The organism is Variovorax paradoxus (assembly GCF_030815855.1).
GTDB lineage: Bacteria > Pseudomonadota > Gammaproteobacteria > Burkholderiales > Burkholderiaceae_C > Variovorax > Variovorax paradoxus_M.
The window spans coordinates 2,840,094-2,855,728 of sequence record NZ_JAUSXG010000001.1; the positions used below are offsets into that span (position 1 = coordinate 2,840,094).

Consider the following 15,635-nt stretch of genomic DNA (forward strand, 5'->3'; position numbering starts at 1 on the left):
GGTTTTCCTTTCGTTTCCGGTTCGAGCCGAACAGTAACGGCACCTCAATCCGCCGTCTTGGAAGAACCCGAAATCGCACGCCCCAGGAACTCCGTCGGCGTGAGGCCGCACAGCGCGCGAAACTCATTGACGAGGTGCGACTGGTCGTAGAAGCCTCCGTCCAGCGCAAGGTCCGCCCAGGCCGGCACGCGCTGCAGCCGCAGGGCGTGCAGGCAGGCACGCATCCGCGCCAGCCTGCTCCAGGCCCGCGGAGACAAACCCACCTGCTGCTGAAAAATCTGCTGCAACCGCCGTTCGCCGAGACCCACGGCGGCCGCAACCTCGCGCACCGGAGCCCGCCCGCCCGAGGTCGTGATGAGCTGCGCCGCGCGCACGGCAGCCGGATGAACGACGGCATCGCCGTCGGCCAGCCGCCGCTGCAGGGCGGCGCACAGCACCGACACCCGCGAGACGTCGTCCGGCTGTTCGGCCATGCGCTCCAGCAGTTCGGCACCGTGGCCCGCCCACAGTTCGTCCAGATGCACCGCGGTGCCCGCAATTTCACCGGCCGGCCTTCCCAGCAAGGCCGCGGCCGCGCCGGGGCGCAGGGTGACCGACAGCCCTTCCATCTTCCGGCTCAGCCGCACCATGGCCGGCGCCGCTGACGCGCCCAAGACCTGGACGGGGTGCCCGATGCTTTCGCCCGCCGAGGGCGCATCGCCCAGGTTGAAGACCAGCCGCACCGCCCCATCGGGCAGCACGCGCTCCAGGACCTCATGGCCTTCGGGAAAGCTTTCCCTGTAGAGAAGAATGTGAGCAACCTGCGCGCGCAGCGGCGCCGGCACGGCAAAGGCCTGCAGCGTGCCCGCGGGCGTATCGGCCTCCGGCCCATGCAAGGGGTCGCCGTCGAGACGGACGTACAGGCGTTCGGACGTGGACAGTGTCGGCATTGCGGTGACGGCGGCAACAGCGGCGGCGAGAGCCAACCGCCGCGGCGCCTTGTTTCAGCCGCATTCGATCAGCTGGCACGCACCATAGTCAATGGGCGCCGACGGCCACTGCATGGCGTCGTCCACGCGCCGCACGCCGCGGTTCAGCAGCTGCACCGCGCGCATCACACCCGCATGCGTGACCCACACCGCGTCTTGCCCCGATGCGCGCCACTCGTCGAAAGCAGCACCCGTGCGTTGCATGAAGCCTGTCGTGCTTTCTCCGTTGCCGCCCGGAAGACCTTCGGCGAAGTTGCAGGTCCACGCGTCGAATTCGGCGCGAGCGATGGACGACCACGGGCGGCCTTCCCAGGCGCCGAAATCCATTTCGGCCAGGCGTAGGTCGGCGCGAACGGCGAGGTCAGGGCGCAGCATGCCGATGGCCTGTGCCAGCTCGGCGCAACGCCGCAAGGGCGAGTGGGCCAGCGCGACGCCCGCCGGCAGGCCGGCCGCCACCGCGTTCGCAACTGCCAGCGTCGCCTCGGCCGGCACGCCCACATCCATCGCGCCGTAGCAAAGGCCCGGCGCGGCGTCGGTCTGCGCATGACGCACCAGCCACAGCTTCATGCCTGCCATGCCAGCGCGAGATAGATCGCGAGCTCGCACACCTGCTGTGTCGCGCCGAGCCCGTCGCCGGTGAACCCCTGCAGCCGGCGCCGGAACATGCGCGCCATGACCAGCGCCGCAAGAGCGCATGCCGCCACCACGGCGATCGTTCTTGCGGCGCCTTGCGTCAGCAGCACCAGAGCGACAGCAGGAACCGACCAGAGCATGCCGACCAGCAAGGCGCTGCCGCCGATCGCATCGGCCAGCGGCTTGGCCTTGCTCGCGCCGGCATCGCCCACGTAAGGCAGCCAGCGGATCAGGAACAGCGGTGCCAATCGAGAAAGCACATGCGCGCCCACGATGGCGCCTGCGGCTACTTGCGCGCCCTGCCCCGCGATCGATGCGAGCAGCGCGGCCTTGAGCCCGAGCGCCAGCACCAGCGCGATGGCGCCGAAAGCTCCGATGCGCGAGTCCTTCATGATCTCGAGTGCGCGGTTCCGGTCGGAGGCTCCGCCCAGCCCGTCGGCCACGTCGGCCAGCCCGTCTTCATGAAAGGCGCCGGTGAGCAGCACCGTGGCGACAATGCTCAACAGCGCCGCGGCCAGCGCACCGGCGGCGCCGGGCAAGCCCTGCAGCGCCAGCACGAAAACCGCCGCCCCCACACCACCCACAAGCCAGCCGACCCCGGGAAAGTGCGCCGCGCTCGCACGCAGCATCTGCGGGCTGAACCCGACCCATTCGGCGACCCGGCCGGTCACCGGCACCCGGGTGAAGAACTGCAGGGCCAGTAGATAGTGGCGAACACCGTTCATGAAACTCAGCTGTCCTTGCGCGACACGCCCGACGCCTCGAAGCTGGCCATCTCGCGCAAGATGCGGCAGGCCGATTCGAGCAGCGGCCAAGCCAGCGCGCCGCCCGAGCCTTCGCCGAGGCGCAGGTCCAGATTCAGCAAGGGTTCGAGTCCGAGGTGCTTCAGCAGCATGGCATGCCCGGGTTCCGCCGAACTGTGCGCGGCCACGCAGCGCTGCGCCACATGCGGCTGCAGCGCCTGTGCGACGAGCACCGCGGCACTGGCGATGAAGCCGTCGACCACGATCACGCGCCGCTCGTGCGCCGCCTGCAGCACCGCGCCGACCAGCGTGGCGATCTCGAAGCCGCCGAACGCGGCCAGCGCATCGAGCGGCGCAGCCGCCGACGCATGCAGCGCCAGCACTTCGCGCAGCACCGCTCGTTTGCGCGCCAGTCCGGCTGCATCGAGACCGGTGCCTGCGCCGGTGCAGGCATCGATATCGAGATTGGCCAGACGCGCGAGAAGCATGGCCGCCGCCGAGCTGTTGCCGATGCCCATCTCGCCGAGCAGCAAGGCGTTGCCGGGCAGCGCACGCACCACCTCTCGCCCATTGGCAATGGCTTCTGCGCATTGCCCGGCCGTCATGGCCGGGCCGGCCGACGCATCGGCCGTGCCGGCAGCGATCCGGCGCGACACCAGCCCCGGGCGCGCCTGGAAGTCGCGCCGCACGCCGCAATCAACCACCGTTAATGCGAGTCCGTGCTGGCGCGCCAGCACGCTCACGGCCGCCCCGCCCGCGAGAAAGTTCTCGACCATCTGCCACGTCACATCGCTCGGGAACGCCGAGACGCCGCGCGCCGCCAGGCCGTGATCGCCCGCGCACACCAGCATCTGTGGCGCTTCGAGCACGGGCGTTTCGCTGCCGAGGATCAGGCCGATACGCAGGGCCAGGCTTTCGAGGCGCCCTAGCGCGCCGAGCGGCTTGGTCTTGTTGTCGAGCGCGGTTTGCAGGCGTGCCGCGAGCGCGTCGTCGTGAAGGTCGGAAATGGAGGGAATGGTTTCGTTGTCGGTAGTCATGCGATCAGGCCTTGCAATACGCCGGCCTCGAAGTGGGTGTCTATGAAATCGGCCAAGCCGTCGAAGGTGGCGTCGAGCGTGGGTGCCGTAGCGCCGAAGAGCGCGTGCAACACGGCCGCATCTTCGAACAGGCCGTGCAGGTAGAGGCCCAGCACGTTGCCGCGGGTGTTCTGCCAAGCCAGCCCCTCGGGCATCACGGCATGGCCGTCCTGCGCCATCTGCGGGTGAATTGCGGTGTGGCCGTGATGTATTTCGTAGCCGGCCATTTCCACGTTGGAAAGGGGGGCCCATGGCCCGCTCAGTTCGCCGAAGATGGCGGACCGATGGCGCACGGTCTTCTCGCGCTCGAACACGGTCACCAGTGGCAGCAGGCCGAGGCCCGGTGCGTTGCCGTCGATGCCATGCGGATCGACCAGCGCCTCGCCCAGCATCTGCAGGCCGCCGCAGACGCCCAGCACGGCACCGCCGCCGGCCGCGTGCGCCGCGATGGCACGGTCCAGACCCTGCGTACGCAGCCACGCGAGATCGCCGCTCGTGTGCTTGGAACCCGGCATCACGATCCAGTCGGCGCCAGCCACGTCCGCCGGCGTGCGCGCCCAGACCAGGCGGACACCCGGCACGTTCTTGAGCGGCTGGAATTCGTCGAGATTGCTGATGCGTGGATAGGCGATGACCGCCACCGTCCGCGTGACCGTGCCGCTCGCATAGCTTCGATGGTCGAACACGCCGTCTTCCTCTGGCAGGCCGTGCTCCCTCCACATCGGCAGCGTCGCCACGGTGGCGATGCCGGTCAGCGCCTGCAATTGCTGCGGCGCCGGCGCCAGCAGCGACGCATCGCCGCGGAACTTGTTGAGCACGAAACCGCGCAGCAACGCGCGGTCGCTCTCGGGCATCAACGCCCACGTTCCGTAGAGATGCGCGAAGGCGCCTCCGCGGTCGATATCGGTCACCAGCAGGCAGCGCGCCTCCGCATGGCAGGCCACGCGCAGGTTGACGATGTCGCTCGCCATCAGGTTGATCTCGGCCGGCGAGCCGGCGCCTTCGATCACCACCACGTCGTTCTCGGCACGCAGTTCATCGAGCGCCTCCGCGATCCGCGGCCAGACGCGCTCGCTGCGTCCGCGCCAGGGCATGGCCGTGAGCTCTTCGCTCACCTGCCCCATCAGCACCACCTGGCTGTGGGTGTCGCGCTCGGGCTTGAGCAGCAGCGGGTTCATGCGCACGTCGGGAACGGCGCGCGCGGCCAGCGCCTGGAAATACTGCGCGCTGCCGATTTCGCCGCCATCGACCACGCGGGCGTTGTTGCTCATGTTCTGCGCCTTGAAAGGCGCCACCTTGAGGCCCTGCCGCGCATACCAGCGGCACAACGCAGCGGTCAGCCAGCTCTTGCCGGCGCCGCTGGTCGTGCCCAGAACCATCACGCATCGGGTTGTCATGCGGCTATTGTCTGTTGTCGCCGCACGCCGCTTTCCCCGAAACGCGGCCGCACAAAGAAAAAGGGGCTTGCGCCCCTTTGGTGTGTCAGCGTGCCGCGGTCTGTACCGCGGCGGCTCCGCCCGGCTGAGACGTCGCCTGCGCCGTGGCGCTCGGCACCTCCCACCCACCGCCGATGGCGCGGATCAGCCCCACGGCCGCCTGGTACTGCGCCGACTTCACCTGCAGCGCCTGGCGCCGGTTGCGCAGTTCGCTGCGGCGGGCGTCGAGCAGGTCGAGCTGGCTGATGTAGCCGTTGCGGTAGCGCGTGTCCGACAGGCTGGTCGCGCGCTGAGCCGAGGTGACGGCCTGCGCCTGTACGGTCGACTGTTCCTGCAGGATGCGGATGGCGGACAACTGGTCTTCAACCTCCTGAAACGCCACCAGCACCTGGCTGCGGTAGTTCGCGAGCGCGCCGTCGAGCTGGGCGTTGGCGCCCTGCACACCGGCTTCGCGGCGGCCGCCGTCGAAGATCGGCAGCGAGAGCAGCGCACCCACGCCCCACGAACGGGCCGACCACTTGAACAGGTCGCCGATTTCCGGCGATGCGTAGCCCGCGGCGCCGGTCAGCGAGATGTCCGGAAACCAGGCGGCCTGCGCCACGCCCACGCGGGCCTGTGCAGCGAGCACCGCGTTCTGTGCGGCCGACACGTCCGGGCGGCGCGTCAGCACCGTGGCCGGTACGCCCGGCGGCACGGACGGCAGCGCGGTGGCCCAGTCGTCGGTACGCAGGCCGAAGCTCGAGGCCGAGTCGCCCACCAGCACCGCGAGCGCATGCTCCACCTGGGCGCGCTGCCGGTCGAGCGCAAGCGCGTCCGATTCGGTCGACGACACCTCGGTCTGCACGCGTGCCACGTCGAGCTCGGCAATGTCGCCGGCCTGCTGGCGGCGCTGCGTCAGGCGCAGCGTGTCGCGGTAGGCCTCGACCTGCTCGCGCACCAGGGCGCGTTCGGCATCGAGCGCGCGAAGCTGCAGGTAGGTCTGAGCCACTTCGGCCTGCACCGCGAGCCGCGTGCTTTGCAGCAGCGCTTCGCGGCTGGCCGCATCGAGCTTGGCCGCATTGCTCGCGCCCGAGAGCCGGCCGAACAGGTCGACCTCGTACGAGAAGGTGGCGCCGATGTTGGTCATGGTGGCCGGCCTTGTGCTCGCCGTGGCCTTGTCGAGGCCCGCACCGCGGTTGGCACCGGCACCCAGCCCGATCTGCGGCAGGCGGTCGGCCTGGGCGCTGCGCGCCAGGGCGCGAGCCTCGGCAAGCCGAGCCGCGGCGGCCTGGATGTTGTTGTTGTTGACGTCCGCCTTTTCGACCAGCGCATTGAGCACCGGGTCGTTGAACGCCAGCCACCAGGCGCCGCGCGCCTGCGCTTCGGAAGGCACGGCACGCGTCCAGCCCGCGGGCGGGGCGGCGCCCTGCTCCTTGAACTGGGCCGTGGTCTGGATCTCCGGCACGCCGGAGGGCACGGTCGCGCAGCCGGCCAGCGCCAGGGCTGCCACCAGCGGCAGCAAGGCGGTGCGAAGCGGTCGAACCAAAGGTTGGAATGCGAACTTCATGATGATGATCTTTCTTCTTGATCGTTCAGGCGATCAGTCATGCGAGCCGTGCGAAGGACGCGGCGAAGCAGGCATCGGGTGCAGCCCGCCACCGCCGGAACCTCCGTGGGCCGGCGCAGCCGGATGGGCCGCCGAAACGAAGTCTTCCCCGTGCGGCACGTCGCCGTGCAGCTTGAGTGGGCGGTTGCCCGCGAGGCGGCGCATCAGCACGTAGAACACCGGCGTCAGGAACAGGCCGAAGGCCGTCACGCCGATCATCCCGGCGAACACCGCCACGCCCATGGCCTTGCGCATCTCCGAGCCCGCGCCGGTCGACAGCACGAGCGGCAGCACACCCATCACGAAGGCCAGCGAGGTCATGAGAATCGGGCGCAGGCGCAGGCGGCTCGCTTCGATCGCGGCCTGGATGGGCGTGCGTCCGGCGAACTCCAGCTCCCGTGCGAACTCCACGATCAGAATCGCGTTCTTCGCACTCAGCCCCACCAGCACGATCAACCCGATCTGCGTGAAGACGTTGTTGTCACCCCCCGATATCCATACGCCGGTCATCGCGGCCAGAATGCCCATCGGCACGATCAGGATGATGGCGATCGGCAGCGTCAGGCTCTCGTACTGCGCGGCGAGCACCAGGAACACCAGCAGGATGGCCAGCGGGAACACCAGGAAGGCGGAGTTGCCGGCCAGGATTTCCTGGTAGGTCAGCTCGGTCCACTCGAAGCTCACGCCCTTGGGCAGCGTCTCGGCCGCAATCTTGGTGATCGCGTCCTGTGCCTGGCCCGACGAATAGCCGGGCGCCGGGCCGCCGTTGATGTCGGCTGCCAGGTAGCCGTTGTAGCGCATGGCGCGTTCCGGACCGAAGGTCGAATTCACCTTCATGAGCGCGGCCAGCGGCACCATCTCGCCCGTGGTTGAGCGCACCTTCAGCATGCCCACGTCTTCGGCACGTGCGCGGTAAGGCGCATCGGCCTGCACACGCACGCTGTAGGTGCGGCCGAACTTGTTGAAGTCGTTCGCATACAGGCTGCCGAGATAAATCTGCATGGTGTCGAAGATGTCCGTCACCGGCACGCCGAGCTGACGGGCCTTGGTACGGTCGATGTCGGCATACAGCTGCGGCACGTTGACCTGCCAGCTCGTGAACATGCCCGTGAGCTCGGGAGTGGCATAGGCCTTGGCCATGAAGGCCTTTACCGCCGCGTCCATCTGGTCGTAGCCGACCGAGGCGCGGTCTTCGATCTGCAGCTTGAAGCCGCCCGTGGTGCCCAGGCCCGCCACCGGCGGCGGCGGGAACATCACGATGAACGCATCCTGGATGCTCGAGAAAGCACCGTTGAGCTGGCCGGCCACCGCACCGCCGCTCTGGTCGGCGCGCTTGCGCTGGTCGAAAGGCTTGAGCGTGGCAAACACGATGCCCGAGTTCGAGCTGTTGGTGAAGCCGTTGATCGACAGGCCCGGGAAGGCGATGGCGTCTTCCACGTTCGGGTTCTTCTTCATGATCTCGCCCATGCGCTGGATCACTTCGTCGGTGCGGTCGAGCGTGGCGCCGTCGGGCAGCTGGGCAAAACCGATCAGGTATTGCTTGTCCTGCGCCGGCACGAAACCGCCGGGCACGGCCTTGAAGAGGCCGAAGGTCACGGCAATCAGCGCGACGTAGATCGCCAGCATCAGCGCCTTGCGCGAGATGACGCTCTTGACGCCGCCGCTGTAGGCTTCCGAACCTCGGCTGAAGAGCCTGTTGAAGCCGCGGAACAGCCAGCCGAACACCTTGTCCATGCCGCGCGTCAGCGCGTCCTTCGGAGCGTCGTGGCCGCGCAGCAGCAAGGCGGCGAGCGCCGGCGACAAGGTCAGCGAGTTGATCGCCGAGATCACCGTCGAGATCGCGATGGTCACCGCGAACTGGCGATAGAACTGGCCCGTGAGGCCGCTGATGAAAGCCAGCGGCACGAACACGGCCACGAGCACCAGCGCAATCGCGATGATGGGCCCGGACACTTCGCGCATCGCGCGGTACGTCGCTTCGCGTGGCGTGAGCCCCGCCTCGATGTTCCGCTCCACGTTTTCCACCACCACGATGGCGTCGTCCACCACGATGCCGATGGCCAGCACCAGCCCGAACAGGCTCAGCGCATTGATCGAGAAACCGAGGATGTGCAGCACCGCGAAAGTACCGATCACCGACACCGGCACGGCCAGCAGCGGAATGATCGACGCGCGCCAGGTCTGCAGGAACAGGATCACGACCAGCACCACCAGCATGATGGCTTCGAGCAGCGTGTGGATCACCGATTCGATGGACGCGCGCACGAACTGCGTCGGGTCATACGCGATGCGGTATTCCAAGCCTTCCGGCATGTTCTTGTTGAGCTCGGCCATCGTCTTGCGTACGTTGGACGAGATGTCGAGCGCATTGGAGCCCGGCGCCTGGAACACACCCATGCCGACGGCCGGGTCGTTGTTCAGCAGCGAGCGCAGCGAGTAGTCGGCGGCGCCCATTTCGAGCCGGCCGATGTCGCGCAGGCGGGTCACGGCGCCGTCGGTGCCGCTCTTGACGATGATGTCGCCGAACTCTTCTTCGCTCTGCAGGCGCCCTTGCGCGTTGATCGAGAGCTGCATGTCCACGCCCGACAGGCCCGGCGAAGCGCCGACCACGCCGGCAGCGGCCTGCACGTTCTGGCCGCGGATCGCAGCCACCACATCGCTCGCCGAAAGGCCGCGCTGCGCGACCTTCTGCGGGTCGAGCCAGACGCGCATCGAATAGTCGCCGCCGCCGAAGATCTGCACCTGGCCCACGCCTTCGATGCGCGCGAGCGGGTCCTTCACGTTCAGCACCGCGTAGTTGCGCAGGTAGTTGATGTCGTAGCGGTTGTTCGGCGAAACGAGGTGGACCACCATCGTCAGGTCGGGCGCGCTCTTGACGGTCGTGATGCCGAGGCGGCGCACTTCCTCCGGCAGGCGCGGCTCGGCTTGCGAGACGCGGTTCTGCACCAGCTGCTGGGCCTTGTCGGGATCGGTGCCGAGGCGGAAGGTCACCGTCAGCGTCATCACGCCGTCGGTGGTGGCCTGGCTGCCCATGTAGAGCATGCCTTCGACGCCGTTGATCTGCTCTTCGAGCGGCGTGGCCACGGTTTCGGCGATCACCTTGGGGTTGGCGCCGGGGTACTGGGCGCGCACCACCACGGAGGGCGGCGCGACTTCGGGGTATTCCGAAATCGGCAGCCCGCGCAGCGCGATCAGACCGGCTATCAGTATCAATAGCGACAGCACGCCGGCAAAGATCGGCCGGTCGATGAAGAATTTAGAGAGATTCATGTTGTTTCTCCGGCGAGCGCAAACGCGCTCCCCTCCGAGTTCAGGACTTCGCGGCTTCCGCGACGCGTTCCGGTTGTTGTTGCTTCGTGTCGGTCTTCGCGTCCATCGTCACGCTCTGTGGCACCACCAGCGCGCCGGGGCGGATGTGCTGCAGGCCGTTGACCACCACGCGGTCGCCGGCCTTCAGGCCCTTGCTCACCACACGCAGTCCGTTGATCGACGCGCCGAGCGTCACCTCGCGGTACACAGCCTTGTTGTCTTCGCCCACGACCATCACGAACTTCTTGTTCTGGTCGGTGCCGATGGCGCGTTCGCTCACCAGCAGCGCCGAGTCGTTGCGTGCCTGGCCCATGCGGATGCGGGCGAACTGTCCGGGAATGAGCGCGCCGTCCTTGTTGTCGAAGGAGGCCCGCACGCGCACGGTGCCGCTGCGGGCGTCGACCTGGTTGTCGATCAGCTGGAGCTTGCCGGTGAAGGGCGTGCCCTCGAGGCCGGCGGTGCCCATCTGCACGGGAATGCTCTCGATCTGGCCGCGCGCACTGGCGCCGCTCGGCAGGTCTTTCAGGGCCCGCGTGATCACCTGCTCATCGGCGTCGAAGCTCGCGTAGATCGGGCTCACCGACACCAGCGTGGTCAACACCGGCGCGCCGGGGCCCGCGGCCACCAGGTTGCCCTGGGTCACTTCGAGCTTGCCGATCCGGCCCGACACAGGCGCACGCACTTGCGTGTAGCCCAGGTTCAGGCGTGCCGATTGCAGCGAGGCTTGCGCGGCGCGCAGGTTGGCGTCGGCTTCGCGGCTGGCGTTCACGCGCTCGTCGTATTCACGCTGGGCAATGGCCTGCTGGTCCCACAGGCGCTTGGCGCGTTCCTGCTCGCTGCGGCTGAACGCCTGGCGGGCCTGGGCCGATGCCACCTGCGCTTCGGCGCGTTCCACCTCGGCGGCATACGGTGCGGGGTCGATGGTGATCAGCAGGTCGCCTTGCTTCACCAACGCGCCCTCGCGGAAGTGCACCGCCTGCACGGCGCCGGCCACGCGGGAGCGCACGTCGACGCGCTGAACCGCTTCGAGCCGGCCCGAGAACTCGTCCCAGGCATTGATCTCGCTCGACGCGACGGTCGCCACCGACACCGGCGTGCCCTGCTGCGCCGCGGCCGGCGCGGTGGCTTCGGCCTTGAAGCTGTGCATGCCCAGCACCGCGGCGGCCACCGCCAGCACGGCGGTGAGGCCGGTCACGGCGGGCCACAGCCCCTTGCGCGCGGCGGAAGACAGTTTTTGATTGTTGTTCGACATGATGATTCGTCCTTCTCGATGACTTCTTGGGATGCAACAGGCCATCCCGGTGCTTGTGGCACCAGGAGGCGGAACTCAAAAATGACCGGGGTTACCGGTGGGCCGAGGGCGGCGTCGCGTCGCCGGCCAGGCTGCCGCGACCGGCCCTACCTAGCTGGGCTTGGGTGCGACCGGAGGCGGCGTGGTGGCACTGAAAAATTCGCGGAAATGCTGCTGCACGCTGGCCTCGCACGCCTTGCAACCCGAGGGCTCGGGGTCGTACAGCGCCTTGGGCCAGTTCGCGGCGCCGGGCAGCACGCTGCTCGTCACGTCGATGCCGGCCGCACGCAGGCGCCCGGCAAAAGTCAGCGCCTCGTCGCGCATGGCATCGTCCTGTCCCACCAGCACCAGGGCCGGTGCCAGGGAAGACAGCCGGATCGATCCGCTCGGCACCGCGTAGGGGTGCATCGCGTTCGACGGGCAGCTCAGGTACTTTTCCCAGCCGGTGGCCCAGCGGCACTCGGGCTCGTCGCTGGTCGCCTTGCGCAACGACGCCGTGCCCGCGCACGGGTCGAGCATGGGCGACAGCAGAATTTGCCCTGCCAGCGGCGGATGCGCCCTGTCGCGGGCGATCAGCGCCACCCCGGCGGCCAGGTTGCCGCCGGCTTCTTCACCGGCCAGGTACACCTGGGCGCCCTTGCCGCCGAGCTTCACGCGCTGCTTGTAGAGCCATTCGAGCGCCGCATAGCCCACCTCGATGGGCTCGGGGAAAGGCGAAGCGGGTGCCAGCGGATAAGCCACCGACACCACCACCGCGCCCGCCCCGGCCAGCAGCCGGGCCACGTTGCGTCCGTTGTCCAGGTTGCCGCAAATGAAGGTGCCACCATGGAAATGCAGCACCAGCGGCACCGTTTCGCCCCGCGGGCGCTGCCCGTAGACCCGGGCACCCACGGGCTCACGGCCGGGCAGCTCGATCGAAAGATCGGCTTCCACGCCTTCTGCCGCGGCGAGAGCAGCGGCTTCGGCAGAGCGGGACGACGGACGGGGTGACATGGAGGCAACCTCAGGAGGATTGGCGATAGTCGAAATATAAGGCGGCCAGTGTGGCGTTAAACAGGCAAGCTGCCCCTACTCTGTTTCCAAACGGCTAACAATCCGGAAACTCTCGGGGGATTGTCACCTTGTGTGAGAATCCGCGTCCTCTCGGCAATGGCCGGGTTCCAGGAACAGTCATCAATGGATCAAATCCAGGCAATGCGGATCTTCGTCCGCGTGGTGGAAGCCGGCACCTTCACGCGTGCCGCGGACTCGCTCGCCCTGCCCAAGGGAACGGTCACCAAGCAGATCCAGGCGCTGGAGTCGCGCCTGCGGGTGAAGCTGCTCAACCGCACCACGCGGCGCGTGACGGTCACGCCGGACGGCGCGGCCTACTTCGAACGCGCGGCCCGCCTGCTGAACGATTTCGACGACATCGAAGCCAGCATGACCAATGCGCAGGCCAATCCCACGGGGCGGCTGCGCATCGACATCGGCACCTCGGTGGCGCGGTTGATCATCCTGCCCGCCCTGGCCACCTTCTGCGACCGCTATCCGGACATCCAGGTCGACCTGGGCGTGAGCGACCGCCCGGTCGACCTCATCAGCGACAACGTCGACTGCGTGATCCGGGCCGGCGAGCTGAGCGACCAGTCGCTGGTGGCCCGGCGCATCGGCACGCTGCATTTCGTGACCGTGGCGTCGCCCGCCTACGTCAAGCGCTACGGCATTCCGCAGCATCCGAACGACATCGAAAAGCGGCACCATGTGGTGAGCTATTTTTCGGGCAGCACGCGGCGCATCTACCCGCACGAGTTCAGGAAGGGCGACGAGTACATCGAACTCAACGGCCCCTACCGCGTGTCGGTCAACGAGAGCAATGCCCACATGGCGGCGGTGCTCGGCGGCTTCGGCATTTCGCAGTGCATTACGTTCATGGCCGAGCCACTGCTGGAAGCAGGCGAACTGGTCGAGATACTCCCCGAATGGCACCGCGACCCGCTGCCGATTCACGTGGTCTATCCGCCCAACCGCCATCTGAGCGCCAAGGTGCGGGCGTTCGTCGATTGGGCCGCCGAGCTGTTTGCGAAGAACCCGCGGCTGCAGCGGCGCTGAGCCGCTCGTCGATTCACTCGCCTGAGGCGAATACCGGTTCGCAGCGCACCTCGGTCTTCACCGAGTTGGCAATGAAGCACTCCTCGTGCGCCCGATGGTGCATGTGTTCGACCTGCTCGCGCGTGGGCAGGTTGACACCAGAGAATGTGACCTCAGGGCGGAGCGTGACCACGGTCATCGCGAGCTTGCCCTCGGCATTCTTTTCCATGAGGCCGCTCGCCGCGTCGAAGTAGCGGTCGACGCTGAACTTGCGCTTCACCGCCATGGTGAGAAACCACAGCATGTGGCAGCTCGACAGCGAAGCGACGAAAGCCTCTTCCGGATCGACCGCCGCGGCATCGGAAAACGGCAGCGGCACCACGTGCGGCGACGAGGAGCCCGGCACTTCCGCACCGCCGTCGAAGCGCATCGAGTGCCTTCTGCTGTAGGTGTTGCCAAGGAAGTCCTGGTCGCCTCGCTGCCAGAGGATTTCCGCGGTGTATTCGGACATGGCGTTGTTCTCCTTGAAACAGTTGCTCGGGGAAAGAGTCTCGTGATGGTACCGAGCACGGGGGCGAGGCCTCGCTCGTCGCCGTTCAATGCCCGGCGGCGGCCGCCCTTTCCCAGCCCTCTCTTAGCGCCTGCTGGCTCTGCGGCGGCAGCACGCCGAGCCGCACGTGGCCCGGCAGTCCGAAGGATGCACAGTCGCGCAGTTTGACGCCTTCGGCGCGCAGCGCGGCGAACAACTGCGGATACGGCGCATCGGTGCGCGCGCAGAAGAAGTTGGCGTCGCTCGGCAGGCACTGCCATCCCAGTGATTCGCAGATGGCGCGCTGCTGCGCCTTCCAAGCTCGCAGGGTGTGCAGGCTTTGCGCGAGCCAGGCTTGTGCTTCGTCGCCGACCCAGGTTTCGAGCAACGCCACGCCGTGGGCGCCGATCGGCCAGGAAGGTGACAGTTGTTCGAGGCGCTGCTTCAGCGCCGCAGCGTCGTCGCTTTCGGGTGCGATGGCATAGGCTGCGCGAACGCCGGTCAGGCCCATCGCCTTGTTTGGCGTCCACAGCTGCCAGACACGGTTGCGCTGCACCACGTCGAACGACGCCCGGCCTTCCAGGCGCTGCGGCTCGTAGGCCATGTCGAGCACGCAGGTGTCGATGGCCCTCGATTGAGATTCAAGATCGGTTTCGGGCTGGCCCAGCGGACTGGAGGGTTCGCACAGCCAGCGCAGTGCCGCATCTCCTCGCGGTGCGGCAATGCGCGACACCTGCAAGCCCCAAGCCGAAGCTGCACGTTCGTAGTCGCCGTAGCTATGCACGGGCAGGCAGACCTTCCGTCCACCACCTTGCGCCCAAGCGGCGCTGATGCGGTGGATGAATTCGCTTGCACTCGCAGCAATCACGATACGGCCGGGCTCAACGCCATGAAAACCTGCCAGCGCGCGGCGCAGCGATGTGTAGCCTGGGTCTGGATAGTGCGCTGCATCGGCTGCGCGCAGCGCGGCCAGAACGGCTGGGCATGGGCCCGCCGCGTTGCTGTTGGTTGAAAAGTCGTGCCGAGCGGCCCCCGATGCATCAGGGCCGCCGTGCGCAACAGCCGTCAAATCTGACGAGCAAATCAATCCGGCTCCTTCATTGCCCCCGAGCATGCTCAATGCATGAACGCGAGTGGAATTGCATATGCGACAAGCTCAAAGAACTGAGAAGTAGATTTCAGTCAACCTTGAGAAAGCCTCTGGACGTCCCACTACCTCGCCTTTCAAGAAGACGTCAGATGTCGAACGGTTAGGACCCGGTTTCACCATGCCTGTCAGATTCGCCCTCTTCGCAGAAAATTGCTCGTAGTTTTCGGCGCTTTCCAAGCTCAGCTCAATGCCTCCCGCCGAGGATTTGCTAGCGAGCGCTTCTGGTACCCAGCCCCATACAGAGCACTTCCAATCGACATTCGGGCCATACGTGACAGAGAGCCAAAAAGTTTCGTTGCCAATACTCCCGTCCAAAACCAGCGTGAAGGTGCTAACTACAGAGGTACTGAGCGCGTCGGTGGATCTGAGGAAGTACCAAATAAATTCAACCAACTCTTGGCAACGACTCGTGCTAGGTGGAGCCTTGTGCTGATGCTCTAGCAAATTCCGAAGTGCCGAAATCTCCAGAAGCATCGCAGGCCTCGCTACCCCGAAATGACCCAACATCTCCAGGAGTTCGTTTGGTTTTTTCGGATCCGCGATTTTTTTGAATCGGTATAACGAGTTCAAGCGCTTCAGCCGATGATCGACAGCCCTCTTCAGATTCGCAATGCAATCAATTCGATAGTGCTCGCCACCGTCGTGGGTCAGTAAATGGTCCGCATGCTTCCAGTATTGATACGGCTTCTTCCAATCCGGATCTTCCGCAATTGAGGAACTTTCGCGCGTCGCATCCCAAGAGAGAACATCGAGGGAAAGCGATAGATGTGAGGTCATGTAGGTGAACTGCTCGATCAGCAATTTGATCACTGATTATTTCAGTAGTTGGGCTCCACGATTCGCTT

General features: G+C 66.8%; 13 protein-coding genes. 1 reads left to right on the top strand and 12 read right to left on the bottom strand.

Features of this window, described 5'->3' with window-relative positions:
• Positions 1–44: 44 nt before the first annotated feature.
• From QFZ42_RS13365 to QFZ42_RS13405, 9 genes are all read right to left on the bottom strand, one after another.
• Positions 45–929, bottom strand: coding sequence for a helix-turn-helix domain-containing protein (locus QFZ42_RS13365; protein WP_307701410.1), 885 nt, complete (start codon positions 927–929; stop codon positions 45–47).
• Positions 930–983: 54 nt separating this feature from the next.
• Complete coding sequence (locus QFZ42_RS13370) at positions 984–1,535, bottom strand: histidine phosphatase family protein (RefSeq protein ID WP_307701411.1); 552 nt, start codon at positions 1,533–1,535, stop codon at positions 984–986.
• Positions 1,532–2,326 (bottom strand): adenosylcobinamide-GDP ribazoletransferase, encoded by a 795-nt coding sequence (locus tag QFZ42_RS13375; protein ID WP_307701412.1) that lies wholly within the window; start codon positions 2,324–2,326, stop codon positions 1,532–1,534. The genes QFZ42_RS13370 and QFZ42_RS13375 overlap by 4 nt, the downstream gene beginning before the upstream one ends.
• A gap of 5 nt (positions 2,327–2,331) precedes the next feature.
• Entirely contained in the window at positions 2,332–3,381 is a 1,050-nt protein-coding gene (cobT, locus tag QFZ42_RS13380; RefSeq protein ID WP_307701413.1) for a nicotinate-nucleotide--dimethylbenzimidazole phosphoribosyltransferase, read from the bottom strand.
• A complete protein-coding gene (locus QFZ42_RS13385; RefSeq protein WP_307701414.1) occupies positions 3,378–4,817 on the bottom strand; it encodes a cobyric acid synthase in 1,440 nt (479 codons plus the stop codon). The genes cobT and QFZ42_RS13385 overlap by 4 nt, the downstream gene beginning before the upstream one ends.
• A gap of 85 nt (positions 4,818–4,902) precedes the next feature.
• Positions 4,903–6,402 (bottom strand): efflux transporter outer membrane subunit, encoded by a 1,500-nt coding sequence (locus QFZ42_RS13390; protein WP_307701415.1) that lies wholly within the window; start codon positions 6,400–6,402, stop codon positions 4,903–4,905.
• A gap of 33 nt (positions 6,403–6,435) precedes the next feature.
• Positions 6,436–9,711, bottom strand: a complete 3,276-nt coding sequence (locus QFZ42_RS13395) for an efflux RND transporter permease subunit (protein ID WP_307701416.1) — start codon at positions 9,709–9,711, stop codon at positions 6,436–6,438.
• A gap of 40 nt (positions 9,712–9,751) precedes the next feature.
• Positions 9,752–11,002, bottom strand: a complete 1,251-nt coding sequence (locus QFZ42_RS13400; protein WP_307701417.1) for an efflux RND transporter periplasmic adaptor subunit — start codon at positions 11,000–11,002, stop codon at positions 9,752–9,754.
• A gap of 150 nt (positions 11,003–11,152) precedes the next feature.
• Positions 11,153–12,034: an alpha/beta hydrolase gene (locus tag QFZ42_RS13405; protein ID WP_307701418.1), complete on the bottom strand. Its 882-nt coding sequence runs from the start codon at positions 12,032–12,034 to the stop codon at positions 11,153–11,155.
• 183 nt (positions 12,035–12,217) lie between these two features.
• Between QFZ42_RS13405 and QFZ42_RS13410 the strand changes: the two genes are divergently transcribed.
• Positions 12,218–13,132 (top strand): LysR family transcriptional regulator, encoded by a 915-nt coding sequence (locus tag QFZ42_RS13410; RefSeq protein WP_307701419.1) that lies wholly within the window; start codon positions 12,218–12,220, stop codon positions 13,130–13,132.
• Positions 13,133–13,145: 13 nt separating this feature from the next.
• Here QFZ42_RS13410 and QFZ42_RS13415 read toward each other — a convergent pair whose 3' ends face one another.
• The 3 genes from QFZ42_RS13415 to QFZ42_RS13425 form a co-directional block, all read right to left on the bottom strand.
• Complete coding sequence (locus tag QFZ42_RS13415) at positions 13,146–13,622, bottom strand: OsmC family protein (protein WP_307701420.1); 477 nt, start codon at positions 13,620–13,622, stop codon at positions 13,146–13,148.
• Positions 13,623–13,707: 85 nt separating this feature from the next.
• The gene (locus tag QFZ42_RS13420) at positions 13,708–14,754 is read right to left on the bottom strand and encodes an aminotransferase class I/II-fold pyridoxal phosphate-dependent enzyme (protein WP_307701421.1); all 1,047 of its coding nucleotides are present in this window, start codon (positions 14,752–14,754) and stop codon (positions 13,708–13,710) included.
• Positions 14,755–14,796: 42 nt separating this feature from the next.
• Entirely contained in the window at positions 14,797–15,600 is an 804-nt protein-coding gene (locus QFZ42_RS13425) for a hypothetical protein (RefSeq protein WP_307701422.1), read from the bottom strand.
• Positions 15,601–15,635 lie beyond the last annotated feature (35 nt).